Source organism: Cephaloticoccus primus, from assembly GCF_001580015.1.
Taxonomy (GTDB): Bacteria; Verrucomicrobiota; Verrucomicrobiia; order Opitutales; family Opitutaceae; genus Cephaloticoccus; species Cephaloticoccus primus.
The window spans coordinates 1-23,689 of sequence record NZ_LSZQ01000029.1; the positions used below are offsets into that span (position 1 = coordinate 1).

A 23,689-nucleotide genomic window follows, 5' to 3' on the forward strand; every position below is an offset into this window, starting at 1 on the left:
TCCGCAGGCGCAAAGGCCAGCCAGTGCCGCGGCCTTTGATGGCGGGCGAGCGAGGCCGTGATTCCCTTGAGCGAATCGGCGGGGATCGGCGCACCATCTGTGCTCAGGTAGCACGCCACGACGGCTTCGCCCCATTCCGGGTCGGGCACGGCGCATACCGCGACGTCGTCAAACAGCACTGCGGCGCGGAGGGCGGCCTCGACCTCGGTGAGCCGTACTTTTTCGCCGCCGCTGATCGCCGCCTCGTCGCGCCGGCCGAGGATATGCAGCCGCCCGCCATCATCGATGCGGGCAAGGTCAGCCGTCGTAAAAACGCCGCCTTGGGCAAAGTCGCCTCCCTCGCCCCAATAGCCGCGCATCACCGACTCGCCGCGCACGCGCAGCACGCCCTCGCGGCTGACCTCCACTTGTGCGTGCGGCATCGGCGGGCCGCTGCTGCGATCACCATCAGCAAAGTCGCCCGACTGCTGTGCGGCAATCATCGCGCCAGTTTCCGTCATCCCATAACTTAAAATTATCGGCAGTCTGGCAGCCGCTGCTTCGTCGGCCAAGGCACGCCACAGAGGGCCGCCCCCGATGAAAATCGCATCAAAACGACGCAGCCATTGGCGGGCGGCCACGCCCCGCTTCAGCAGCCGCTGCAACTGTGTCGGCACAAGTGATAGAAACCACGCGGACGTTTCAGCCGCGGCTCCCTCTGGCGCGTCGCCTGCCACAGCTTTACTGGCCCCCGCTACCGAGCAGCCTGGAATTTCTGGAAAAGCGCCTGCTTCCAGCCGCTTCCAATCCCACGACAGATGGTTGCCGCCAGTCGCCGCACAGCGCAGCCGCGCCATCAACCCGCTGACGTGCCAGGGCGGCAGGACGTCTACCGCATTCACGCGCTCGACTCCGAAGTGCGCACAAAAACCGCGTACCGCCGCGCCCAAGCTCAATTCGTCGTGCTGCGCGAACTTGAGCCCGCCGCTGCTGCCGCCCGTAGGGATGCACAGCCAGCCGCGCAGGGTGTGGGGCGGACGAGCGCGGCTCCCTTTCGCCTCCCGCTCTTCCCGAGCCTCCCCGCTTTCTTGACGCTCGTCCGCCGTCCGCCGCGCCTGCTCCGCGATTTCAGAAAACCTCACACGCTGTGCAGCCGACCAATGCGGATCGCACAAAAACACGTGGGCTCCATGCTGCTCGACCACGCCAGTGGCGTGTACGATTTTTTCTAACTGAGCGCGTTCCATGCGGCCTCCGAATTAATCGCTTCTACGGCTTCGCGGCTCAGAAAAGGCGACGCACAAGGCCCATTGAGTGCCGCCTCGGCAAAGAGCGGCCACACACCAAAGCCCAGCGCGTACGGCTCGGTCTGTCGCGCGCCCGCCCTCTTCTCCCGCCCTTGCTGCCCCTCCCGCCGCGCACGCGTTTCCCATGCGAAAGCCCAGCGCAGCGCTTCCTTTGCGCCGACTGCCGTTTCCAGTGCGCTGGAAAAAACCACCCGTGCATCCGCTCGCGCCAGCTCCGCGAGCACAGTCGCAGGCTCCGCAAGCAAGGTCGGTTTGACCACAAACACGCCCTGCCAGCCGCGCTCAAGCCAGCCATGCACGTCTCCATCGCCGAGGAGCGATTCGTCCAGCGCAAGGGCCGTCGGGTAATCTGCGCTGAGGCCGAGCAGCACATCCTCCGTGCGCCGTTGCTCACGTGCCGACGCGCCCGGCCCGGCCCACACGGGTTGTTCGATAAACTCGATTTTGCTGCCGAGCTCGGCACAACGCTCCAGCCAGCGTTCGGCAGTCCGTTGATCCCAGCCGCCATTGGCATCGAGCCGCAGCCGAGCAGGACGAGCGCCCGCAGCAGCCTCCGTGGGAAGCTCCGCGCACAGCTCGTCTAAAATATCGAGCTCCTCGGCCGGATCGCTCGCTACGCCGACCTTCCACTTAAAGGTGCGAAAGCCCGCGGCGCGCCGGTCGCGCATGGCATCCACTGCCGCCCGCCCGGCAGGCAAGAGCGCGGCGACCTCGCGCGACGAAGTGTCCGGAAGGGGGGCAGGAGCCCGGCGCCCGATCAGCCGTTGCACGTGATCCGGTGTCAGCGATTCCTTGCTTAAATCAAAAGTGCGGTCGCTCCCCCGCCCTCCCGCCCCTCCCGTCCAAGGCAGTGGCGCGGCCTCCGTGTAGTGTACCCGCCCAGCCGCGTCCTCTACCCGCACGAGTACACCGCGCCGCTCGCGCCACGGCCCATGCGCTGTGAGCACGGGCCGTAAAAACGGCAGACAGTACGGACGATATTCAATGCGTGTGGGCGGACTATGAGTTTTCACAAAAATGGCGCGGAAGTGATGGGCCGTCGCTCATCCGAAGGCCGCGCACGTGGGCACCGCAACCCCACAGGCCGCGCACGTGGGCACACGGCCCCTGTTTTTTTGAAACTTCTGTGCCGCTCTGTTTTCGGCGCCTCCGCGCATGATGAGAGTCGCCCCTTCCAGCGCAGGCGCGGGCGCAGGGTAAAACGCCCCGTAGTCGGCACGCGCACAGATTGCGGTTGCGCCGCGCGCGCCTGCGCCTATCCCGATTGCGGCCTCATGACCCAGGTTGCCACGCCCAAAACCACGCCCGTGCAAACTGCCCCCGAGCCTGCGACCCGCTCCGCGTACGAGCCCGCAAGGAAGCCCGATCCGGCCGGAGCAGCCGCGCCGCAACTCACCGCGACGGACGCCGAGTTTTACCTCACAGCGGACGCGTTTTTCCGCGCCAACCAGCCCGCCGCGCTGACCTACGACGACGTTTCGCTGGCGACGCTCTACTCCGAGATCTTGCCCCGCGAGGCGGATACCGCCACCAGCCTTTCGGACAGCCTGCGGCTCCCCATCCCGATTCTCTCCTCGGACATGGACACCGTGACCGAGTCGCGCATGGCCATCGCCATGGCGCTCAACGGCGGCCTCGGCCTCATCCATTACAACATGCCGCCCAAGGAGCAGGTAAAGGAAGTCGCCCGGGTGAAGCGCCACATCCACGGCCTCATCCAGGACCCAATCACCGTCTCGCCCACCGACACGATTGGCGACGTCCTCGCCATGATCGAGGAGCGCAAGTTTACCTTCAGCACCTTTCCCGTCGTCACGGGCGAGCGCCAGCTCATCGGCCTGCTCCCGGGCAACGTCGTCAAGGAGCGCTACCGTGCGCGCACTGTCGCCCAGGTCATGACCCTGCGCTCGGCCCTCATCACCGAAGACGAAGCCGCCATCGCCCAGGACCCGATCGCCGCCGCCGACAAGTTTTTCAATACCCACCTGGGCATTAACAAAATGCTCGTCGTCAATGCGCGCGACCAGCTCCGCGGCCTCGTCACCAGCTCAGACGTCGAAAAAATCACCAGCGAGGCCAAGGCCCGCCGCAAGCCCGCACGCGACGCGCAGTTTCGGCTCGTCGTCGGCGCGGCCATTTCCCCGCAACGCCGCCCCGACGGGAGCCTGGATCGCGACGCCATCCTGGAGCACATCGACGCCCTCGTCTTTGAGCATATCGACGCGGTCGCCATCTCCAGCGCCCACGCTCACACTGCCAGCCTCGGCCAGGTTGTGCGGCTCGTGCGCGACGCCTTTCCGCAGCTCACCATCATCGCGGGTAATGTCACCAGCGGTGCCGGAGTCGAGTTTCTCGCCCGAGCGGGAGCCTCCGCAGTAAAAGTCGGCCAAGGCCCCGGCTCCATCTGCACGACACGTGTCGTCGCCGGAGTCGGCATCCCCCAGCTCACCGCGCTGCACCTCGCCGCCCAGTCCGCGCGCAAGCTCGGCGTACGCCTCATCGCCGACGGCGGCATCACCAAGTCCGGCGACATCGTAAAGGCCCTCACCCTGGCCGACGCCGTCATCCTCGGCGGCCTCCTCGCCGGTTGCCGCGAGGCCCCGGGCGAGATCATGGAGATCGGCGGCAAACTCTACAAAAGCTACCGCGGCATGGGCTCCCTCGCCGCCATGAAATCGGGCAGCGCCGCGCGCTACGGCCACGATAAAAACGACACCACGCGCAAAATCACCGCCGAGGGCATCGAGGCGCTAAAAGAAGTCTCCGGCTCGGTGGACGATACCCTCGCCCACCTCATCGGCGGCCTCCAGAGCGGCATGGGCTACCTCGGCGCCGCCACGCTCGACCAGCTCCGCGCCAAAGCCCGCTACGTCCGCGTGAGCCCCGCCGGACAAAAAGAAGCCGCCCCGCACGACGTCGTCGAAGTCTCCACCCGCACAAACTAGACGCGGCCCCCGCACTGCACCGCCTGCCACACACTATGACGCGCGGCGCGGCGAACCGTGCGCGGGCTGTGCAGGTCTTGCCAAGCCCGCACGGCTCCCACGCCCACAGCCGCATTTACACGCATCGCAGACAAGGAAGAGCCCACGCCTCGCATGGAGCGAAATGCGCCCTCCCCTCCCTTTTTTCACCCACACTTTCTCAGCCCTGTACACGACACATGACTCAGCCCAACAGCAGTACGCCCTTCTCCAGCCAACTCATCGCCGACGTCGGCATCTCCTTTGGTGACGAAGGCAAAGGCCGCCTCATCCCCGAAGTCGCCGACGAGCTGCGCGGCAGCCCCGCTGCCGTCTCCACCGTCCTCAAAGTCAACGGCGGTGCCAACTCGGGCCACACCGCGGGGGGCATCAAGCTCAACCTCTTGCCCGCAGGCGTCGTCGTCGCCGACGTTGCCCACCTGTGCATGGGCGCGGGCGTCGTCGCCGATCCGCGCAAAATCTGGTGGGAGGCGCGCCCCCTCGAACACAAAGGCTACGCCATCCTCTCGCGCCTGCGCATCGACGAGCGCACGATGGTCTCCGACCTCACGCACCGGCTCCTCGACCTCGCCACCGAGCACTACCGCACCCACACGCTCGGCGAAGAACCGCGCGGCTCCACTGGCCGCGGCATCACCCCTGCCTACCACGAAGAAGTCGGCCAATGGCAAATCACCTACTCGGACTTCCTCGCCGGCCCCAACTACTTCGCGCGCAAGCTCGCCCAGCGCGCCCAGCGCGCCCTCGACACCATCCAGCACGTCTACCGCGTCCCGGCAGATGTTTTCACCAGCTTCTTTGAAACCCTCAGCACTGCCGAACGCCGCGCCAACGAGGAAGGCATCAGCCTGGGACTGTTTGCCCCCGAGGAGTTCGACTTTCACCGCTTCCGCGGGAAAGCCGCCCCCTACTCTCTCGATCTCGACACCCTCACCCGGGTTTACTGGGAAGCGGGCACCGCCCTCGCCGCCAACATCGGCGAAGTCCGCGAGCTCATCCTGCGCGAGCAAGCCGCAGGCCGCAGCATCATCGGCGAGTTCGGCCAGGCCTACTGGCTCGATAAACGCCACGGCTACTCGCCCAACGTCACCGCTTCGCACACCTATGTGCCCGAGTTTTTCGAGAGCGCGGGCATCCCCCTCCAGGCGCTCCACACCATCGCCGTCGCCAAAGCCTACGACACCAAGGTCGGCACCCACACCTTTATCACCCAGATGGACGATACCCACCCGCTCACCGCGCGGCTCAAGCAACTGGAGTTTGGCACCAGCACGGGCCGCCAACGCATGGTCGGCTGGTACGACGCCGTGGAAAAAGGTGACGCCCTGCGCTACGGCGGTTTTCAAGACCTCATGATCAACAAAATCGACGCCCTGACAGGCGCCGAGGAACTCCTCATCTGCACCGCCTACGAAGACCCGCAAGGCCGCCGCTACACCCACGTCCCGCGCAACGAAGCCATCCGCAAAACCCTGCGCCCGCACTACAGCCGCCACCCTGGCTGGCCCGAAGATATTTCGCAAATCCGCCACTTCGCCCAGCTCCCCACGGCGGCCCAACGCTACACCGCCGCCATGATGCACGCGCTCATCGGCACCGCTTACGACGGCCTTGCGCGGCCCGCAGATGAGCAACTCCCGCGCCTGCGCTACCTCGGCGTCGGCCCCGAGCCCTCCCAGATCATCAAAGACATCCCCCCCACCGCCGAGCTCCTCAAACTCGCCGAAGCGTAACTACGCGCAGCGGTGCTCCCCCCCTCCCACCACCGATAACAACGAACGCAAAACTCTCTCACGGAAAACTCCAACCGGTGGTTGGAAATGTTGGTACGCGCCCAAGGACTCTACCCAGCCCTGTTGGCCGATACAAAAGCACGCATCCAGACCGCGCGTGTAACCGGTGGATGAACGGAGGAAAAGGGACGGATTTTTTAGATTGCCCTAAAAATCCTGGAGGCGGGGTTCGGGTGCGCGGCTGGGCGGGGCCAGGCGGGCGAGGACTTCGCCGATCAGGTAGATGGAGCCAGTCACCACGATCACATCATCCGGGCCACCCGCTGCGCACTCGGCTGGCTCGGGAAAAAGTCGCTCAACGGTGTCGCAGATGACTTTCCCGCGAAAGGCCGTTGGCACCAGCCCGAGCAGCTCGTCCAACGAGCAAGCACGGGACTGCTTCGGCACGACGAGGTGCAGGGTACTCGCATGCCGCGAAATCGCTTCGAGCAGGGGCTGGGCCCGCGCCGCGCCGAGCACACCTGCAATCACCACGGGCTGCCGCCCTGTCTCGGCCACAAGTCGCGCGAGGTTGTTTTCCAATACGCCTGCCCCCTCGGGGTTGTGCGAGGAATCCAGAATCAAGAGTCGCCCGCCGACCTGCATTCGCTGCCAGCGTCCGCACCAGTCCACGCGCCCTAGCCCGTCGGCGATTTTTTCCGGCGTTAGTTTCCAGCGCGGGCCCAGTACCTGCGCGGCGAGCGTAGCCGTCGCCGCATTCCAACGCTGGTAGTCGCCCTCCAGATTCGTCTGCGGGTAATCGCTCAGGGCTTCGCCAAACGCTTCGCGCACTGAGTGCACGGCTGCGCCCCGCTCGGCAGCGCGAGCGCGGATCGCCTGCTCGGCCTCGCTCGGCATCCGGCCGATCACAACCGGCACGCCGGGCTTGATGATTCCGGCCTTTTCTGCGGCGACCTCGCTCAAACTGTGTCCGAGGATTTCGCAGTGATCCATGCCGATGGAGGTGATGATGCTGAGCTCGGGGACTACGATATTGGTGGCATCAAGCCGGCCTCCGAGGCCCACCTCTACCAAGCCAATGTCGCAGCGCTTCCTGCAAAATTGGAGAAGCGCCATCCCCGTCATGAACTCAAAGAAACTCGGTGAGGCCTCGGCCTCCACTGCGCCCGCCTGCTGCTCCACCACACCGCGCAGCTCATCGACGTAAGCGACGATCTCCTCGGGGCTGAGCGGGCGCCGATCCACCTGCACGCGCTCGCCCAGCATCACGAGGTGCGGAGAGGTGTACATGCCGACCCGCCAACCCGCGGCGCGGAGGATCGAGTCGAGCATCGCCACGACCGAGCCCTTGCCATTGGTGCCCGCGACGTGGACGAGCGGGAGCTGAGACTCGGGATTTCCCAGTGCCGCAGCAAAGGCACGCATGCGGTCTATCCCGAAGTTTATCCCGTGCGACACTTTGAGATCGAACAGGTACGAAGTCACCGCCGCGTAACGCGCAGCGAGATCAGTGGGTCCGTGATCAGACGCCATAAAATCAGGTAAAATAGATCCCTTTAAACCAACTCACACAGCCCCCCGGCGCTGTTATTTCTCGCCGATGTGGAGGGCCTGGAGGAGGGCGCCGATCTGGTCGCGCATCTGGGGGCGCGGCACGATCAGGTCGATCAGCCCGAGCTGGAGCAGGAACTCCGCGCTCTGGAAGCCTTCGGGGAGCGTGACCTTTGTCGTGTCTTTGATCACGCGTGGCCCGGCAAAGCCGATCAGGGCCCCGGGCTCGGCGATGATCACATCGCCCAGTGTGGCGTAGCTGGCAGAGACGCCGCCAGTCGTCGGATGCGTGAGCACGGAGATGTAGGGCAAACGCGCCTCGGCGAGGCGCCCGAGCGCGGCGCTCGTCTTGGCCATTTGCATCAGCGAGAGGATGCCTTCCTGCATGCGCGCACCGCCGGAGGTGCTGAAAATGATGCAGGGGATTTTTTTGGAAATCGCGGTCTCGATGGTGCGCGTGATTTTCTCGCCCGTGGCCGAGCCGAGCGTCCCGCCGCAGAAGCGGAAATCCATGACGGCAATCGCGACTTCGATGTTGTGGATCGAGCCCACGCCGCAGACGACCGCTTCGCTTAGCCCGCTGGCTTTCTCGTATTTGCGCAGGCGATCCGGATAGGACACCGAGTCCCTAAACCCCAGCGGATCGGCGGAACGCAGTTTGGCATCGGTTTCGCTAAAGCTGCCCTCGTCCATGAGGAAGCCGAGCCGCTCGCGCGCCCCAATCGGGAAGTGGTGACCGCTGGTGGGCACCACCATCTGGTTTTCGGCGACGTCCTTGGTGAACAGCGTTTCGCCAGAGATCGGGTCTTTCGTGTAGAGCCCGTGGCTGATCTCCTTTCGGCGCGTGCGCCGCACCGTGTAGGTCGGTTTATCAAAGTTCACAGAGGGGCTGTTGGGATCAGCCATATCTAGAGGCGATGAGGTCATCAAAAAGTCTGTGTGACGTTAAGCGCGGCCTTGGCTCGCTACAGGCGGCCCGAGGATCTCGCGCAAGACGAGCGCACGCTTGAGCGCGGCGCGGTCGCGCAGCTCGACACGGATGTCGCCCACCGTGCCAGCCGCAGCGGCCGCGGCGGCGGAGCGAGTGCCCGCGGGATTACGGCGGCGCGCCCCACCCGAGCGGCCCCCCACGCCCGCGCCGGAGCGGATTTGCGCGGCACGCTGGCGGGCTTCTTCGAGGCGGCGACGCTCGGCTTCGATCCGCTGCTGCTGCTCGCGCAGTGCCGCGTAGAGATCGGGCCGCGCGGGAGCACTGTACTGCGGCGCGGCAGGTGCGGGGCGCGGTTGCGGCCTTGCTTGCTGCGAACTAGGAAGCGGGACGGGGCGGCCCTGGCGCTCGGCGATCTTGCGCTGGATTTCTTCGCGGATGCGCCGCGCCTGCTCGGCACGCTGGCGGGCCGCCGACTCTTCGTCGTGTAGCTGCGCCTGAGGCTGCTGCTCCGGGCCCTGATCGTTCTCGGCCTGCTGCTGCCTGCGCGCACTCAGCCAGTAGGCGAAGGCCGCCGCGACAGCGATGACGAGTTGGAGGTGGTCGAGGATCCAGTCCACGGCGGAGGGAGCGTTTGGAGGGTTAAGGCGGCGGCGCTGGGAGCGGTTCGGCGGCGAGCTTGCGGAAAAACCGGTCAACCGGACGAATCGCCAAAACGGAAAGGCACATACCTTTGCGCGTTGTTGGCGACCCGCTCCGGCTGGGGTCGGTGGCAGCCGCGTTTTTCTTAGTTATTGGACTCGCCGCTGTCGTCGGAGATCGACTTCCGCATATCGGTGTCGGCCTGCATGTTTTCCATACGGTAGTAATCCATGACGCCGAGGCGGCCACTGCGGAAGGCATCGGCCATGGCGAGCGGCACCTCAGCCTTGGCGGCGACGACCTTGGCCTGCATCTCCTGCACTTTGGCCTTCATTTCCTGCTCAAGCGCGACAGCGGCCGCGCGGCGGATTTCAGCCTGCGCCTGGGCCATGTTTTTATTGGCCTCCGCCTGGGCTTCCTGAAGTTTGGCGCCCACGTTGTCGCCCACATCGACGTCGGCGATGTCGATTGAGAGGATTTCAAAGGCGGTGCCCACATCGAGGCCGCGAGAGAGGACGGTCTTCGAAATGCTGTCGGGGGTTTCGAGGACGACCTTGTAGCTGTCTGCCGAGCCGATGGTGGTCACGATACCCTCGCCCACGCGGGCGATCACGGTTTCCTCTTTCGCACCGCCGACGAAGCGGTCGAGGTTGGTGCGCACGGTCACGCGCGCCTTTACCTTCACCTGGATGCCGTCTTTGGCGACGCCGTCGATGGTGGTGCGGCCGCCTTCGGGGTTGGGGCAGTCAATCACCTTGGGGTCAACGGAAGTGCGGACGGCTTCTTCGACGCTTTTGCCAGAGCCCTTGGTCGCGAGGTCAATCGCGCAGGCCCGCTGCCAATCGAGCTCGATACGCGCTTTCTGGGCGGCGATGAGTGCCTGGACGCAGGCGATCACGTTTCCGCCAGCGAGGTACTGCGATTCGATTTCGTTGATCTCCAGCTGGATGCCCGCCTTTACCGCGCGGATGCGCGCCTCGACCATGATGCCGTAGGGCACGCCGCGAAGGCGCATCATCGCGAGGTTTACAAGGCTGACGTAGGCGCCGGAGAGCCACGCTTTTAGCCAGACGTTGAAGAACGAGATAACGATGCCGAGGACGATCAGGCCGGCGACTGCCGCCGCGATCATGAGGATAAGAGTAGCATTCATATTAGGGGGAGTAGTGAGGCGAGCTCAGGAGGGACTTGAGTTGGGTTCTGAAATGACGATGAGCCGGAGGCTCTCGGCCGCGACGACCTTGATGGACGCGCCCGCAGCAATGAAGCCGCTGCGAGAGAAAGCTTCGTGCTGCCGACCGTCAATGAGCACATAGCCGCTGGGTGCAAGCACTGTCAGCGCCGCGCCGCTCGCGCCGACCAGCGTGTCTTGTGGGGCGGCCGTCGCGGTGCCCGTAACGCTGCCTTTCAGGAAAAGGCTGCGCCCGAGCGCGGTCTTGGGCAGGAGCTTGAACTCCACGAAGAGAACGGCCCCGACGAAGGCCAGCGCCGCAAAAAAGGCCAGCGCGCCGCCACTCACACCGTGGTCGTAGAAGCTCAGCCCCACGGCCACGAGCAGGGCCAGCCCGCCAAGCAGGCCGAGGATCCCTCCCGGGACGAAAACCTCGAAGCTGATCAGGAGCCCCCCGACTATAAAACAGAGCAGGATCGCCGTCATGCGCTTGCCCCTCCCTCCGGAGTAGCGACGGCGGCGACCGGCGTGGTGCCGTGCGCCGCGACCACTTTTTCGACAAGGAGCTCAAACTCGCGCCGCGCACGCACGACGACCGGCTGCCCCACATCGACCGTGCCCACAGCCACCCGCGCTTCGTAGCGGCGCCCATCGACCTCGATTTGACCGCTGGGAAAGAGTGCGGTCGCGGCCACACCGATTTGTCCGATCAAGCTTTCCTCCTCAATCTCGGGCGCGCTCGTCCCCGTCGCCGCAGCCGCGAGGACGACGCGATCCCAGAACACTCCTTTCGGCAAAAAGCGCAGCAGCGCGAGGCCGCCGAGGAGTGCCAGCGCGAGGCCGCCGAGCAGGTTGAGCAGCGGGCTTAAAAAGATGTCGCCCGAGATGGAGATCGGCTCGTTTGGCCAGATATCGGCCATCGACCACAGCAGCGAGCCCAGCATCAGTACGACGCCACTGAGCGCGAAAACCACCGTGCCCGGCAGGAAAAACAACTCCACTGCGACAAGGATCAGCCCCAGTGCAAAGATGAGCGCGGGCTCGTGGCCCGAGAGCCCCGCGACGAAGTTGCTCAAGAAAACCAGCCCGAGCAGCGTCAGTCCCACCACACCGAAAATTCCAAAGCCGGGCGTCTTGAATTCGATGAACAAAGCCAGCAGCCCCAGCCCGAGCATCACCGGCACAATCGCCGAGAGCCACACGGCAAGCTGCTCCGACCAGGTCGCATCGAGCCGCTCCAGCGTGTAGCCCCCCTCGCCCAGGCGGCTATCGAGCAGCGACTCCACATCGTCGGCCACGCCCGCTGCCAGCAGCGGCGTCGGCGGCTCGCCGTAGAGCGCGATCGCCTTCTCCGCCGTGAGCGTCAGCAGCTCGCCCTTTTCTTTAATGACCTGCCCGTCGAGCTTGAGCTCAAACTCGGGCAGCCGCATCGCCTTGATGACCTCGGCGCGGCGCGGCGCGTGTGTCGTGTAGCTCTCGATCTTGGCCGAGATGTAGCTGTCGATCTTGCGCTTCATGGCGGCTGGGATGTCGGCGCCCGAGCCTGTGACCACGTCGGCTGCGCCCATGACTCCGCGCGGAGCGAAGTAAATCTCGTCACTCACCGAAGCGATAATCGCCCCCGCCGAGATCGCCTCGCTGTTTACGTAGGTGAATTTCTTCCCCGGGAATTTATCGAGCGCCTCCATGATTTCGAGCATCGCGCCCGCCTCGCCGCCCGGCGTGTCCATGTCGATGACGACCATGTCGGCCGCGCGCTCGATCGCCTCCTTTAGCCCGCGCCGCACCACGTAGAGCGTCGGCTTGGCAATCGCTTCGCGGATCGGGATCACGACCACCTTTAGCTGCGCTGCGAGCGGTGAGTTTGCGTCCACGCTCGGGGCTGCCTCGGCAGAAGCTACGGCAGGCGCAGCGGCAGCCAGCGGGCCCGGTGCGGGAGCATCGACTGGCTGAGCCGCAGCGACCACCGCCGGTCTTGCCTCCTGCGTTTGGGACTTGGCCGCAACCGCACCGAGCAGGAGCAGGACAACGTATCCGATAAGGGAAAGGGCCTTGGGCAACATGCGGGCGGACAGTAGGGAGCTGCCCGCCCCACGCAAGCACCGCCACAGCCGTCGCACACTTTCAATTTACTCAATTTACATAAGCCGCCGCAGCCCCTCAGAGTCCCCACCCCACATGAGTACCCTTTCCAGTCACATCGCTTTTATCGAGGGAGTCGGCGGGCCCGAATTGATGATGATCCTCTTCGTGGTACTGCTGCTCTTTGGCGGGCAAAAGCTGCCCGAGTTTGCCCGCACGATGGGCAAGACCATGCGCGAATTCCGCAAAGCCGCGAACAACGTCGAAGACGAATTCAAGCGCGCAATCGACGACGTGGAGCGCAGCGCCAACCTCAGTGCGCCAGTTGATGCCCCGCTCAACACAGCCACGCCTCCCCCCCCGAGTACGCCCAGCCCCGAGTTTTCCCCAACGCCCTACCTGGACGACCAGGGCATTCCTCATCCCCACGACGAATACCAGCATTTCCCGGAACCCCAGGAAGCCCTTTCCCAAGAAAACACCACCTCAGATACCCCCGAGGCAGAAGCAAAAACCGAAGCAGAAGAAGACACCAAAAGTGACCTCAACCCCTAACCTCAGCCCCTACACGCAACTCCACCTGGGCCTCGGCTCCTTCCACCGCGCACACCAAGCCGTCTACTTTCAACGGCTACTTGAGCAGAGCAAAGCCGCTCAAAACGGCGCCCCGCGCGACGCTGCGCACGACGACGCCTCCGCACACCAAGCCCCGCCCTCACAGGGCACCGCCGACTGGCAACTCATCAGCGCCAACCTGCGCCCCGACCCCAGCGGCGCGGTCGATGCGCTCGCTGCCCAAGGCGGCCGCTACACGCTGGAGACGGTCGCGCCCGATGGGGCAACCCAGTACCAGCGAATCACCGCCCTGCGCGAGGTCATCCCCTACGCCCCCGGGCTCGCCCGCGTAATTGAGCGCGGCAGCGCCGCCGATACACGCATCATCTCCTTCACCGTGACGGAGGCGGGCTACTTCATCGACGGCAGCGGCGCGCTCAACCCACAGATGGGCGAGCTGGCCGCCGCCATTGAGCACGCGCGAAAAACAGGAGGCCGCGAGGCGGGCGACACACTCTACGGCGCGATCTGCGCCATCTTGCAGGCCCGCCGCGCCAAAGGCAGCGGCCCCGTCACGCTGCTAAACTGCGATAATCTACGGCACAACGGAGCGAAGTTTCGCGCGGCCCTGCTGGAGTTTATGCGGCTCGCTGGACTCGACGAGCTGCGCGCCTGGGCGGAGCAAAACACGAGCTGCCCCAACGCGATGGTAGACCGCATCACCCCGCGCCCGCCGCCCGAGCTGCGCGAGCGCGTGCGCCAGGCCACGGGCTGGGCAGATGCCGCCCCCATCATGGCCGAAAGCTTTATCCAGTGGGTGATTGAGGACGACTTCATCGCGGGCCGCCCCGCCTGGGAACAGGCAGGAGCCGAGCTGGTCACCTCGGTCGCCCCCTACGAAGAAGCCAAGATCCGCATCCTCAACGCCAGCCACAGCGCCATCGCCTGGGCGGGCACGCTGCGCGGGCTCACCTACATCCACGAAGGCACGCACGTGCCCGAGATCCGCCAGATCGCCTACGACTACGTCACGCGCGACGTCATCCCCGCGCTCAGCCAGCCCGGGCAGCCCAGCCCCGTAGACCTCCCCGCCTATCGCGACATCGTACTCGACCGCTTCGCCAACCCCGCCATCCGCGACACCAACCAACGCGTCGCAGCCGACGGATTTTCAAAAATCCCCGGCTTCATCGCCCCCACACTGCGGGAGCGTTTGGCAGTCGGCGCGGACATCTCGGCAACCGCCGCGCTCCCTGCCCTCTTTCTCCTCTTTCTGCAACGCTGGCAGCGCGGCGAGCTCCCCTACACCTACCAAGACCAGGCGATGGACGAGCAACAGGCCCGCCGGATCTGCACCGCAGCCGATCCCGTCGCCGCCCTCTGTGCCGACACCAGCCTGTGGGGCGACCTGAGCGGCAACCCACACCTCGAAGCTGCCCTCCGCCACGCCACCGCTGCCCTCACCACCAGCCTGCAGCACTAATAAGTTTGGGCTCAGGAAGCGAGAGGGATAGGGAGCTCTCCGCCCAATAACCAGTCGACGCCCTGCACCGCAGCGGCAGTCACTGAATTATGCAAGCGGCAGGGAGGACGGCGAACCAACGAGCGCGCCACCAAACGAAAGGATCGCCCCACTGCGCGTGGGGGGCGGCCCTACGCGGGCGGCGGCAGGCGGTGCCTGCACCCATTTACTGTGCGGCTTTGTTCTTCGGGCATTCTGCCCGAAGAACAAAGCCGCACAGTTGAATGAGAGCTCAGGTGGGAGTTTAACCCGTAAACTTTTTCACCTCGGCCAAATGGGTTTCCGCTCCATCCGCGATTCAGGCTCCTTCTCCTGTCGCAACGCGACAGGGAGGATGTCCCGTTAAATTTGGGAATCGTGCTTCGGCGCGTAGCGCCGATAGCCGATTCCCAAACTCAATGGCACGTGGCGCCACGCCACCGCCCCACGCGCAGTGGAAAAAACGCTCGAAGGAGGTGGGGCCGGGCGCATGCTTCGCGGCCGATGTTTGCCATGCCTGCTGTTGCCGTCCGGTTCTTCGCGATTGTGGATACGCTGCCTGCCCTGCCTTGGTGGGCGTGGGTCGGTTTTTTCCTGTTCATATCGGCCATGCTGGCCCTCGACCTGGGCGTGTTTCAGCGCGAGGCACACGAGGTAAAAATGAAGGAGGCGCTCGGCTGGTGCGCCGTGTGGGCCACGCTCGCGCTTTCGTTTAACGCGCTGATCTGGTGGTGGCGCGGCCCCGCCTCGGCCCAAGAGTTTCTCGCTGCCTACTTGATCGAGCTCTCGCTGAGCGTGGACAACGTCTTCGTCTTCATCCTGGTGTTCACGTACTTCAAGGTCGCCGCGCGCTACCAGCACCGCGTGCTTTTCTGGGGGATCGTCGGTGCCGTGCTCATGCGGGCGGTCTTCATCCTCGTAGGCGTGAGCGTCATCAATCGCTTCCACTGGATCCTCTACCTTTTCGGCGCCTTCCTCGTGTACACGGGCATCAAAATGGCGCTGCCAGGCAAGGGTGACGAGGCCGACGTCAACCCTGAGCAAAACTTCGCCGTAAAGCTCTTCCGCCGCTTCTTCCCCGTCAGCGAGCAACCACACGGCGGCCACTTCTTCGTCCGCGAAAATCGCGCCGCCGAGCTTTCGGCAAACGGCGCGCAGGCCCAGCAACCCAACTATGCGAAAGTCGCGACCAGCCTCTTCGTCGTCCTGATCGTCATCGAAACGACCGACTTGGTTTTCGCGCTCGATTCGCTCCCCGCAGTTTTGGCGATCACGCGCGACGGGTTTATTGCGCTGACCTCCAATATTTTTGCGATCCTCGGGCTACGCTCGCTCTACTTTGCGCTCAGCGGCATCATGCAGCTTTTCCGTTATCTGAAGTTGGGACTCGCGCTCGTGCTCTGCTTCATCGGCGTTAAAATGCTGATTGAGCCGTGGGCACATATCAGCATCGGCAGCTCACTCGCCGTGATTGCAGGCCTCCTCGGCACGGCCATTCTCGCCTCGCTGCTGATACCGGAGCGAAAGCCCTAGCCGCGCGTCCCTCCGTGCGCGGCTTGCGATCACGCAAAGTCGAGACGAAGCGCGGTGCGCCAATAAAGAAAGCGGGCGGCAGTCAATTTCTCAGCTCTCGGGCATTCGCGCGCTATAGCTCGCGCACCCAAATATTGCGGAAACTGATCTTCGAGCCGTGATCTTGCAGGAAGAGCGGCGCACAGCCGTGCGGAGTGTAAGACGGCTCAGCGGCGTTTGTCCTCCCCGCGATAACGATGTCGTTCTGCACGAGTACGCCATTGTGCAGCACCGTAATCCGTGCGGGCGAAATCAGTCCGCCCCCTTTAGAAAAACGCGGAGCCTTCCAGATAATGTCATAAGTCTGCCACTCCTCCGGCGCGCGCGAGGCATTCACCAGCGGGATGGCCTGTTTGTAAATCGCGGCAGCTTGGCCGTTGGAATAGGTCGGATTCTCGTAGCTATCGAGTATTTGCACCTCGTAGCGCTCTTGGAGGAAAACGCCGCTGTTACCCCGATTTTGGCTCCGATTCGACTGCGGCTCGTTTGGGATGCGCCACTCGATGTGCAACTGGATGTCGCAAAAACTCCGCTTGGTGCGAATCCCCTTGCTGCCAGGCACGACAGTCAACACGCCATCGGCCACATGCCAAGGAGCCGGCCTGCCGGTCTCGCTTTCCCACTCGGAAAGGTTTGTGCCGTCGAACAGCACCACCGCATCCGAGGGAGCTGCATTCGGAGGTGTGGCGACGTGCACAGGGACATGCTCCCAAACCTCCGAGTCGGCGGGCTTGCGTGGCTGAGCGGCAGCCCGAGCTTGTGCTGCAGCACAAACCGCAACAGCCAGCGAAAGGCGGGCTAATCCTGAGAGGGATTTCTTCATCATATAAACTCCTTTGTTGAACGGCCCCTCAGTCTTCCCGAGGAGCCCTAATGGTTTTAAAGCTCAGTAGAAGCTGTAACTGTGTTCTCGTGGCGCACCCGGCTCAGGTCGCCCAAGCCCGCATTCCCGGCTCGTAAGGGATATCCTCGTAGCGCCCGGGAACGGCTACGTAGCGCAACACCTGTTTTGCCCCCACTTCGGAACTGAAGAAGGTCCAGATGGTGAGCTGCTTAAACATCGTAAAGTAATGCGGCTTGGGTGGTCCACCCTCAACATCCGGAGCCTTCAGCTCAGCATGCAGAGTGCGAAACAAGTCGGCGCGCTCTTTGGGTGACATCTTCATGAAGCGGCCATTGGTGCGCTTATCAAGGTCCGCCAGCCCTTCGCGGAAGCGCTGCTGCTCCTCAGGTGAGTAGCAATCGGTCACGATCTGCGCCATGATGAGCCCACAGCCCGCATCCTTCGCACCCGGAGTGTCAGTTCTGGGAATGATCGTCTCGGCGATCTCATCCAGCTTGGCGACATCGGCCTCGGAGAAGTCGTTGTTCGCCTCTGGCGGGTTGATGTAGCCATAGAGGAATTGGGGGGTGCCAATCATCGCCGCACCAGTGGCCGCAGCGATCAGTTTCAGGAGTTCTCGACGGTTCATAATAAGAATAGCTCTGTTGTTTAAGTTATAGATTACGTGCTTTGAGCTCTCGCACGGCGTGATCGGCTGCGCGGGCAGTCATCGCCATATAAGTCAGCGACGGGTTCACGCAGCCCGAAGAGGTCATGCACGCGCCGTCAGTCACATAGACATTCAGCGCATCCCACACTTGGTTATGCGCATTCAGCACCGAAGTCTTCGGATCGCGCCCCATCCGCGCCGTCCCCATCTCGTGAATACCCTGCCCGGGTGCATAGCCAGAATCGTAGGCGCGGGCGTTTTTAACTCCGGCCGCCTCAAGCATTTCCACCCCATCTGCTTTCATATCCTCGCGCATCGCCAGCTCGTTCTCTCGAATCGATACGTCCATGGCCAAAATAGGCAGGCCCCACTTATCCTTGCGCACAGGATCCAAGCTGATCGTGTTGTCATGATACGGCAGCATCTCGCCGAAGGCCCCCATCCCGATACTCCAGTTTCCTGGCTCGCTCAAAGCCCCTTTTAGCTCCGGACCAACAGAGAGCTCAGCGACCACTTCCGACAGTCCACGACCGCGACCAGCGCCGCCCTGATAACCGAAGCCGCGCAGGTAGTTACGCTTATCGCCACCCACGTTGCGAAACCGCGGCACATAAAAGCCTGCTGGGCGGCGACCAAAGACATAACTGTCCAGATAGCCATCGACCCGACCTCCCGCTCCGCACCGGAAGTGGTGATCCATGACGTTGTGCCCCAGCTCACCCGAAGAGGAGCCAAGCCCACCTTCCCAAACATCAGTCGCCGAGTTCATCAGCAGCCACGTGGAGTTAAACGTCGAGGCATTCAAAAATACAATATGGGCTGTATACTGGTAAGTCTGACCGTTCTCAGCATCAATGATCTCGACGCCTCGGGCGCGCTTGCGATCTTTGTCGTAGAGGACTTCTTTCACAATCGAAAATGGACGCAGAGTCAGTCTCCCCGTTTTCATCGCGGCTGGTAGCGTCGTTGACTGGGTCGAAAAATACGCCCCGTAAGGACAGCCCTGCCAGCATTTGTCGCGATATTGGCAAGCTGCGCGTCCTTGCTCGGGGCGATGCTCGGTGATGTTGGCCACGCGTGAGTTGATGAGGTGACGAGTACCGCCAAAAGCCTGCCTGATGCGGGCTGCCACGTCGCGCTCGACCACATTTAGTGGAACCGGCGGCAGGAATTGACCATCGGGTAGTACTTCGTCGAGGCCCTCAAAAGAACCAGCGATACCCGCAAAGCGCTCCACATAGTCATACCACGGCGCGAGGTCTTTATACCGAATCGGCCAATCAATCGCGATCCCCTCCTTGGCATTAGCCTCAAAGTCCATCGGAGCCCAGCGGTAGCTATGGCGCCCCCACAAGAGAGAGCGTCCCCCCACGTGATAGCCACGATACCAGTCGAAACGTTTAATCTCGGTGTAAGGGTTATCCTGCTCATTGGCCCACATCCCGGAGGTCGCTTCGTTTAGCGGATAGTCGCGCCTGAGTACTGGGTGATCCTCAATCATCTTTCGAGTCCGGCGCCCGCGATGAGGAAAGTCCCAAGGCTCCTTCCACGCATTTATGTAATCTTTGACGTGCTCAATATTACGCCCGCGCTCAAGCATCAGGACTCGCAGCCCTTTTTCGGTTAGTTCTTTGGCAGCCCAGCCACCACTGATACCTGAACCAACGACGATCGCATCGTAATCATATTTTTCGTTTGCCATAAGAGGGTCTCCAGAAAGCAAGGGAAGCCTGAAATTTTGGGAGTTAAGAAAGCAGGGGATTAAAATTAGAAGGCAAAATTAAGTGAGAGACGAAACCGTTTCAAACGTCGCATAGGCGCACAGCCTCGAGCAAAGAATCCACAGGGTCTGGTGCAGTCGGGATGAACTCGTGTGCCAAGTAGCCATCAAAGCCAGTTTCGACAATCGCACGGCAGATGGCCGAATAATTCAGCTCCTGATCTGCACCGATCTCATGCCGCCCGGGCACGCCAGCCGTATGATAGTGTATAAAGTAGGTGTGGTACTTGCGGATGGTAGCAATAATGTCCCCTTCCATGATCTGCATATGGTAGATATCGTAGAGCAGCGCAAAACTCGGCGAACTGATCCTCTCGCATAAAGCCACTCCCCATGCAGTGTTATCACATAGGTAGTCAGGGTGATCCACCTTTGAATTCAACAGCTCCATCGCCAACACCACACCGCGCTTTTCAGCGTGACCCAAGACCCGTTTCAGCCCAGCCTCGGCATTGGCCAATCCCTCCTCAGGATCCATCCCATTTTGGTTACCGGAAAAGCAGATCATTTTGCGATACCCGGCATCGGCCACCAAGTCAATGTGCTCAAGATAACGAGTCACCAACTCATCGTGATACTGCGGCACCGCAAAGCCCTTTGCCAAGCCGAGCTCCGCACCACCACACATGGGACAGTTCATCCCATGCACCTTCAAGGTTGGCCAGTCCGCCGGACCAACAGCTTCAATAGCCGAAAAACCAAACTGTTTCACCGTCTGGCAGAGTTCGTCGAGTGACAGCATCCCGTATGTCCAGCGGGTCACTGATTGCTTGAGGTTGCCTTTGAGTGAAAAGTCCCGCGCCTGCGGCTCAATCGCCCGAGCAGCCCCCATTCCAAGGGAGGCAATGTCAACACTGTCAGCCATGGCAGCACAAAGAATTGGGCGGCGTCTCATTGTGTAAGTCGAAAAGCTCATGTTACAGCTTCCCCCTTGTTAAAACTCCAACCCGGTAATCCCGTGGCCGCCTATAGTAGCAGCCAGCGGCAATCACGCCGTAACGAAATGGTGCGTTTGTCATGAGATATTTTCCCGAAACTGGGAGTCGGGTGTTGCTCTCTGAGTATAGGAAAAGGGAGAGAACGCCTCAGCGGAGCTTTTGTGGAGTCACCGTCTATCACTCAGAAAGTGTAGTTTACCTCCCAGCCCGAGCGGTACTCCCTTTTCACGAACTGGTTAACCAAGTCAAAATTAGTCACCCGCATGGCACTGTTATCCCATAGTAGCTTGAGACTGCGGCCGGGATATTGGTTCCCAACCCGAAGGGCAGCTCCACGAATGGCGAGATTGGCCATGAGCAGCGCCTCCGTCAGCGGCCCAGCAATCTCGAAGGGAGAACTAACTTCCTTGCGCCCATATCCAGCAAGACAGGCATCCACCCACTGAGCCCAGTGCCCCCGTGCCTGGCCTTCCACGCGGGCGTATTTTTGCGGCACACTTGCTTGGCGGGAGGTAGGCAGCAGGCGGGCCTTGCCACCGTAGGTATCGGCCAGCACCTTCCCCATGGTGCCGACAAGCAAAATGCCATTGCCCCCATCACCAAACAGTTCGCCCGCTTCGAGTTCGTCAGGCAAGCTAGGCTGGATGCCACCATCCATCCAGTGCAAGGTGACTGGCCCTTGTGTGCGTTCGGTTTTGGGAAAAGTCATGGTGGCGTGAGAAGACGGCGGGCAGCTTTCGGGGAAATCCCCGCGGCGGAACTCGTCCACGTAGACCGAACCGACAGAAGCATGCACATCCTGCACATATTGTAGACCGAGCACACTGAAGGGCACTTCCAGAAGGTGGCAGCCCATGTCGCCGAGTGCGCCCGTGCCGTAATCCCACCAGCCGCGCCAGTTGAACGGCACAAGCTTGTCCACATAGTCGCGATACGGAGCGGTGCCGAGCCACAGATCCCAGTCCAGCTCAGCAGGCACGCTCGCTGCTTGGCTGGGCCAAGCAATACCTTGTGGCCACACCGGGCGGTCAGTCCAGCAGTAGACAGTATGTACATCGCCGAGCAAACCGGCTTCATACCATTCGCGCACTTGGCGCGGGCCATCATTGGAGGCACCCTGATTGCCCATCTGAGTGACTACCTTGTAACGTTTGGCCGCATCAGTCAGTATCCGAGCTTCCCAGACATCATGAGCGATGGGTTTTTGCACATAAACATGCTTGCCTAGTTGCATCGCGGCCAAGGCCTGGATGGCGTGATTGTGGTCAGGCGTGGAAATGGAGACGGCGTCGATATGCCGATGCTCCTTGTCCAGCATCTCGCGGAAGTCCTTGTAATATTTGGCTTGGGGGAAGCGTTTCACCGAGGCCGCCGCGCGGCGGTCATCAACATCGCACAGATAAGCAATTTCCGCCTTTCCGCTGCCGTGAATGCGCTGGAGATCAGCATCTCCCATTCCCCCCACGCCAATGCCAGCCACAATCAGCTTTTCACTAGGAGCAACGAAGCCTGAGCCACCCAACACATGCCGGGGAACGATGGTAAAGGCCGCGGCGGCAGTTGAGGTATTTTTGATAAATTTCCGTCGTGAGGTATTCATAAGAGTCAAGGAGCCAGAAGATGTAGAAGACTTAGTGATTTTGGAGTTAGGGTTCGCCAATTTAGGTTAGGCAGAGTCCAGACCAGCCGGGAGGAGTTAAAGTGAAACGAAGAGTACCTGAACTCACAGATTCCGCGCTTTTAGCTCTCGCACGGCATGGTCGGCCGCGCGCGCAGTAATTGCCATGTAGGTCAGCGACGGGTTCACGCAGCCCGAAGAGGTCATGCACGCGCCGTCAGTCACATAGACATTCGGCGCATCCCACACTTGGTTATGCGCATTCAGCACCGAAGTCTTCGGATCACGCCCCATCCGCGCCGTCCCCATCTCGTGAATCCCATTCCCCGGTGTATAGCCGCCGTCGTGACTACCCACATTTTTAACAAAATCTATGGCCTCAAAAAACTCCTGCGCTGCCTCTTTCATATCCTTGCGCATAGCTAACTCGTTTTCATGCAGCGATACGTCTATCGCCAAAATAGGCAGGCCCCACTTGTCTTTGCGCACGGGGTCTAGGCTGATCTTGTTATCGTAATACGGCAGCATCTCGCCAAAGCCCCCCATGCTGATATTCCAGTTTCCTGGCACACTGAGAGCCTCCTTCAACTCCGGGCCAACAGCAATATCGCCAGCTCCAGGGGCGCCTCGGCCCCGGCCAGCCCCGCCCTGATATCCAAAGCCGCGCAGGTAATCGCGCTTGTCGCCACCTACATTGCGGAAACGAGGCACATAAAAACCACTCACTGGACGACGACCAAAGACATAACTGTCCAAGTAGCCTTCGACCTGTCCGCCTCCACCCGCACCCGAGTGGTGGTCCATGGCATTGTGCCCCAACTCACCCGAGGAGGAGCCAAGCCCACCTTCCCAAACATCAGTCGCCGAGTTCATCAACAACCAAGTTGAGTTAAAACTGCCTGCATTGATAAAAATAACACGAGCTGTGTACTGATAGGTTTGGCCATTCTCTGCATCGATAATCTCGACGCCACGAGCACGCTTACGGTCTTTATCATACAGAACTTCCTTCACGATTGAAAACGGACGCAGGGTCAGCCGCCCCGTTTTCATCGCCGCAGGCAGTGTAGCCGATTGGGTCGAAAAGTATGCCCCATATGGGCAGCCTACATTGCACTTATTCCGAAGCTGGCAAGCCGCCCGCCCCTGCTCGGGACGGTACTCGGTGACATGGGCCACACGTGAATTAATGAGATGGCGCGTGCCACCAAAGGCTCGTTTAATCTGAGCAGCCGCATCCCGCTCGACAGCATTGAGCCGAATCGGTGGCAGGAATTGACCATCAGGCAGCACCTCGTCCAAGCCCTCCATCGTTCCCGCTATCCCCGCAAAACGCTCCACGTAGTCATACCACGGCGCGAGATCTTTATACCGAATCGGCCAATCTATCGCGATCCCCTCCTTCGCATTAGCCTCAAAGTCCATCGGAGGCATCCGGTAGCTCTGCCGCCCCCATAGGAGCGAACGCCCCCCCACATGATAACCACGAACCCAACGGAAGGGCTTAGTCTCGGTATACGGGCTATCCCGCTCATCAACCCACATTCCCAGCGTTGCTTGCGAAAACAACCACCCCTTTGTCACCGCTCTTTGCTTCGGAGTTGGACGTCCCCGGTGCGGAAGGTCCCACGCCTCTTTCCATGCATTTACATAGTCTTTGACGTGCTCAATATTACGCCCGCGCTCAAGCATCAGCACCCTGAGCCCTTTCTCGGTCAGCTCTTTTGCGGCCCAACCGCCCGTGATACCTGAACCAACGACGATCGCATCGTAATGATATTTTTCGTTTGCCATAAGAGGGTCTCCAGGAAACCAAGAATCAAGAGCTATCTATGTAAATATAGAAAAACGAGAG

General features: G+C 62.1%; 19 protein-coding genes. 5 read left to right on the forward strand and 14 right to left on the reverse strand.

The annotated features are described in order from the left end of the window. Both AXK11_RS09315 and AXK11_RS03310 read right to left on the reverse strand, forming a co-directional pair. Positions 1–1,226, reverse strand: a 1,226-nt coding sequence (locus AXK11_RS09315) for an AMP-binding protein (RefSeq protein ID WP_156469174.1), incomplete at its 3' end; no start/stop codon positions are given. Further along, positions 1,208–2,233, reverse strand: coding sequence for an enolase C-terminal domain-like protein (locus AXK11_RS03310; protein WP_156469175.1), 1,026 nt, complete (start codon positions 2,231–2,233; stop codon positions 1,208–1,210). The genes AXK11_RS09315 and AXK11_RS03310, both read right to left, overlap by 19 nt. A gap of 327 nt (positions 2,234–2,560) precedes the next feature. Here AXK11_RS03310 and guaB point away from each other — a divergent pair, with 327 nt between their 5' ends. Both guaB and AXK11_RS03320 read left to right on the forward strand, forming a co-directional pair. After that, positions 2,561–4,231 (forward strand): IMP dehydrogenase, encoded by a 1,671-nt coding sequence (gene guaB, locus AXK11_RS03315; RefSeq protein WP_082780827.1) that lies wholly within the window; start codon positions 2,561–2,563, stop codon positions 4,229–4,231. Positions 4,232–4,449: 218 nt separating this feature from the next. Then, positions 4,450–6,003, forward strand: coding sequence for an adenylosuccinate synthetase (locus tag AXK11_RS03320; protein WP_068629315.1), 1,554 nt, complete (start codon positions 4,450–4,452; stop codon positions 6,001–6,003). Positions 6,004–6,210: 207 nt separating this feature from the next. Here the strand turns inward: AXK11_RS03320 and AXK11_RS03325 are convergent, their stop codons facing one another. The 6 genes from AXK11_RS03325 to AXK11_RS03350 form a co-directional block, all read right to left on the reverse strand. Further along, complete coding sequence (locus tag AXK11_RS03325; protein ID WP_068629317.1) at positions 6,211–7,536, reverse strand: bifunctional folylpolyglutamate synthase/dihydrofolate synthase; 1,326 nt, start codon at positions 7,534–7,536, stop codon at positions 6,211–6,213. 54 nt (positions 7,537–7,590) lie between these two features. Then, positions 7,591–8,460 carry an acetyl-CoA carboxylase, carboxyltransferase subunit beta gene (accD, locus tag AXK11_RS03330; RefSeq protein ID WP_082780828.1) on the reverse strand — a complete coding sequence of 290 codons (870 nt, stop codon included), beginning with the start codon at positions 8,458–8,460 and terminating at the stop codon, positions 7,591–7,593. Positions 8,461–8,499: 39 nt separating this feature from the next. Further along, positions 8,500–9,102: a hypothetical protein gene (locus AXK11_RS03335; protein WP_156469176.1), complete on the reverse strand. Its 603-nt coding sequence runs from the start codon at positions 9,100–9,102 to the stop codon at positions 8,500–8,502. Between the two features lie 167 nt (positions 9,103–9,269). Then, positions 9,270–10,277: a flotillin-like protein FloA gene (floA, locus tag AXK11_RS03340; protein WP_068629321.1), complete on the reverse strand. Its 1,008-nt coding sequence runs from the start codon at positions 10,275–10,277 to the stop codon at positions 9,270–9,272. A gap of 24 nt (positions 10,278–10,301) precedes the next feature. Continuing rightward, the gene (locus tag AXK11_RS03345) at positions 10,302–10,781 is read right to left on the reverse strand and encodes an NfeD family protein (protein ID WP_068629323.1); all 480 of its coding nucleotides are present in this window, start codon (positions 10,779–10,781) and stop codon (positions 10,302–10,304) included. Beyond that, the gene (locus AXK11_RS03350; RefSeq protein WP_082780829.1) at positions 10,778–12,358 is read right to left on the reverse strand and encodes an NfeD family protein; all 1,581 of its coding nucleotides are present in this window, start codon (positions 12,356–12,358) and stop codon (positions 10,778–10,780) included. Before AXK11_RS03350 ends, AXK11_RS03345 begins: the two co-directional genes overlap by 4 nt. A 115-nt stretch (positions 12,359–12,473) precedes the next feature. Here AXK11_RS03350 and AXK11_RS03355 point away from each other — a divergent pair, with 115 nt between their 5' ends. The 3 genes from AXK11_RS03355 to AXK11_RS03365 all read left to right on the forward strand — a co-directional run bounded on the left by AXK11_RS03355 (position 12,474) and on the right by AXK11_RS03365 (position 15,966). Beyond that, the gene (locus AXK11_RS03355; protein WP_068629327.1) at positions 12,474–12,932 is read left to right on the forward strand and encodes a Sec-independent protein translocase subunit TatA/TatB; all 459 of its coding nucleotides are present in this window, start codon (positions 12,474–12,476) and stop codon (positions 12,930–12,932) included. Then, a complete protein-coding gene (gene dalD / locus AXK11_RS03360; protein ID WP_068629329.1) occupies positions 12,916–14,415 on the forward strand; it encodes a D-arabinitol 4-dehydrogenase in 1,500 nt (499 codons plus the stop codon). Before AXK11_RS03355 ends, dalD begins: the two co-directional genes overlap by 17 nt. 531 nt (positions 14,416–14,946) lie before the next feature. Continuing rightward, a complete protein-coding gene (locus AXK11_RS03365; RefSeq protein WP_082780845.1) occupies positions 14,947–15,966 on the forward strand; it encodes a TerC family protein in 1,020 nt (339 codons plus the stop codon). A gap of 112 nt (positions 15,967–16,078) precedes the next feature. Here the strand turns inward: AXK11_RS03365 and AXK11_RS03370 are convergent, their stop codons facing one another. The 6 genes from AXK11_RS03370 to AXK11_RS03395 form a co-directional block, all read right to left on the reverse strand. Beyond that, positions 16,079–16,828, reverse strand: coding sequence for a 3-keto-disaccharide hydrolase (locus AXK11_RS03370; protein ID WP_068629331.1), 750 nt, complete (start codon positions 16,826–16,828; stop codon positions 16,079–16,081). Positions 16,829–16,931: 103 nt separating this feature from the next. Then, positions 16,932–17,477: a gluconate 2-dehydrogenase subunit 3 family protein gene (locus AXK11_RS03375; protein ID WP_068629333.1), complete on the reverse strand. Its 546-nt coding sequence runs from the start codon at positions 17,475–17,477 to the stop codon at positions 16,932–16,934. Positions 17,478–17,502: 25 nt separating this feature from the next. Next, on the reverse strand, positions 17,503–19,200 hold the full coding sequence (locus tag AXK11_RS03380; protein ID WP_068629335.1) for a GMC oxidoreductase: 1,698 nt from the start codon (positions 19,198–19,200) through the stop codon (positions 17,503–17,505). Between the two features lie 100 nt (positions 19,201–19,300). Then, positions 19,301–20,110 (reverse strand): hydroxypyruvate isomerase family protein, encoded by an 810-nt coding sequence (locus tag AXK11_RS03385; protein ID WP_068629422.1) that lies wholly within the window; start codon positions 20,108–20,110, stop codon positions 19,301–19,303. 287 nt (positions 20,111–20,397) lie between these two features. Further along, on the reverse strand, positions 20,398–21,816 hold the full coding sequence (locus AXK11_RS03390) for a Gfo/Idh/MocA family protein (protein ID WP_068629424.1): 1,419 nt from the start codon (positions 21,814–21,816) through the stop codon (positions 20,398–20,400). A 123-nt stretch (positions 21,817–21,939) separates the two neighbouring features. Beyond that, complete coding sequence (locus tag AXK11_RS03395; protein WP_068629337.1) at positions 21,940–23,628, reverse strand: GMC oxidoreductase; 1,689 nt, start codon at positions 23,626–23,628, stop codon at positions 21,940–21,942. Positions 23,629–23,689 lie beyond the last annotated feature (61 nt).

What these genes read in the sequence shown, in the direction of transcription:
- guaB (WP_082780827.1), top strand. Translation starts at nt 2,561, where the DNA reads ATGACCCAGGTTGCCACGCCCAAAACCACGCCCGTGCAAACTGCCCCC.
- AXK11_RS03320 (WP_068629315.1), top strand. Translation starts at nt 4,450, where the DNA reads ATGACTCAGCCCAACAGCAGTACGCCCTTCTCCAGCCAACTCATCGCC.
- AXK11_RS03325 (WP_068629317.1), bottom strand. Translation starts at nt 7,536, where the DNA reads ATGGCGTCTGATCACGGACCCACTGATCTCGCTGCGCGTTACGCGGCG.
- accD (WP_082780828.1), bottom strand. Translation starts at nt 8,460, where the DNA reads ATGGCTGATCCCAACAGCCCCTCTGTGAACTTTGATAAACCGACCTAC.
- floA (WP_068629321.1), bottom strand. Translation starts at nt 10,277, where the DNA reads ATGAATGCTACTCTTATCCTCATGATCGCGGCGGCAGTCGCCGGCCTG.
- AXK11_RS03345 (WP_068629323.1), bottom strand. Translation starts at nt 10,781, where the DNA reads ATGACGGCGATCCTGCTCTGTTTTATAGTCGGGGGGCTCCTGATCAGC.
- AXK11_RS03350 (WP_082780829.1), bottom strand. Translation starts at nt 12,358, where the DNA reads ATGTTGCCCAAGGCCCTTTCCCTTATCGGATACGTTGTCCTGCTCCTG.
- AXK11_RS03355 (WP_068629327.1), top strand. Translation starts at nt 12,474, where the DNA reads ATGAGTACCCTTTCCAGTCACATCGCTTTTATCGAGGGAGTCGGCGGG.
- AXK11_RS03365 (WP_082780845.1), top strand. Translation starts at nt 14,947, where the DNA reads ATGCCTGCTGTTGCCGTCCGGTTCTTCGCGATTGTGGATACGCTGCCT.
- AXK11_RS03370 (WP_068629331.1), bottom strand. Translation starts at nt 16,828, where the DNA reads ATGAAGAAATCCCTCTCAGGATTAGCCCGCCTTTCGCTGGCTGTTGCG.
- AXK11_RS03375 (WP_068629333.1), bottom strand. Translation starts at nt 17,477, where the DNA reads ATGAACCGTCGAGAACTCCTGAAACTGATCGCTGCGGCCACTGGTGCG.
- AXK11_RS03380 (WP_068629335.1), bottom strand. Translation starts at nt 19,200, where the DNA reads ATGGCAAACGAAAAATATGATTACGATGCGATCGTCGTTGGTTCAGGT.
- AXK11_RS03385 (WP_068629422.1), bottom strand. Translation starts at nt 20,110, where the DNA reads ATGGGGGCTGCTCGGGCGATTGAGCCGCAGGCGCGGGACTTTTCACTC.
- AXK11_RS03390 (WP_068629424.1), bottom strand. Translation starts at nt 21,816, where the DNA reads ATGAATACCTCACGACGGAAATTTATCAAAAATACCTCAACTGCCGCC.
- AXK11_RS03395 (WP_068629337.1), bottom strand. Translation starts at nt 23,628, where the DNA reads ATGGCAAACGAAAAATATCATTACGATGCGATCGTCGTTGGTTCAGGT.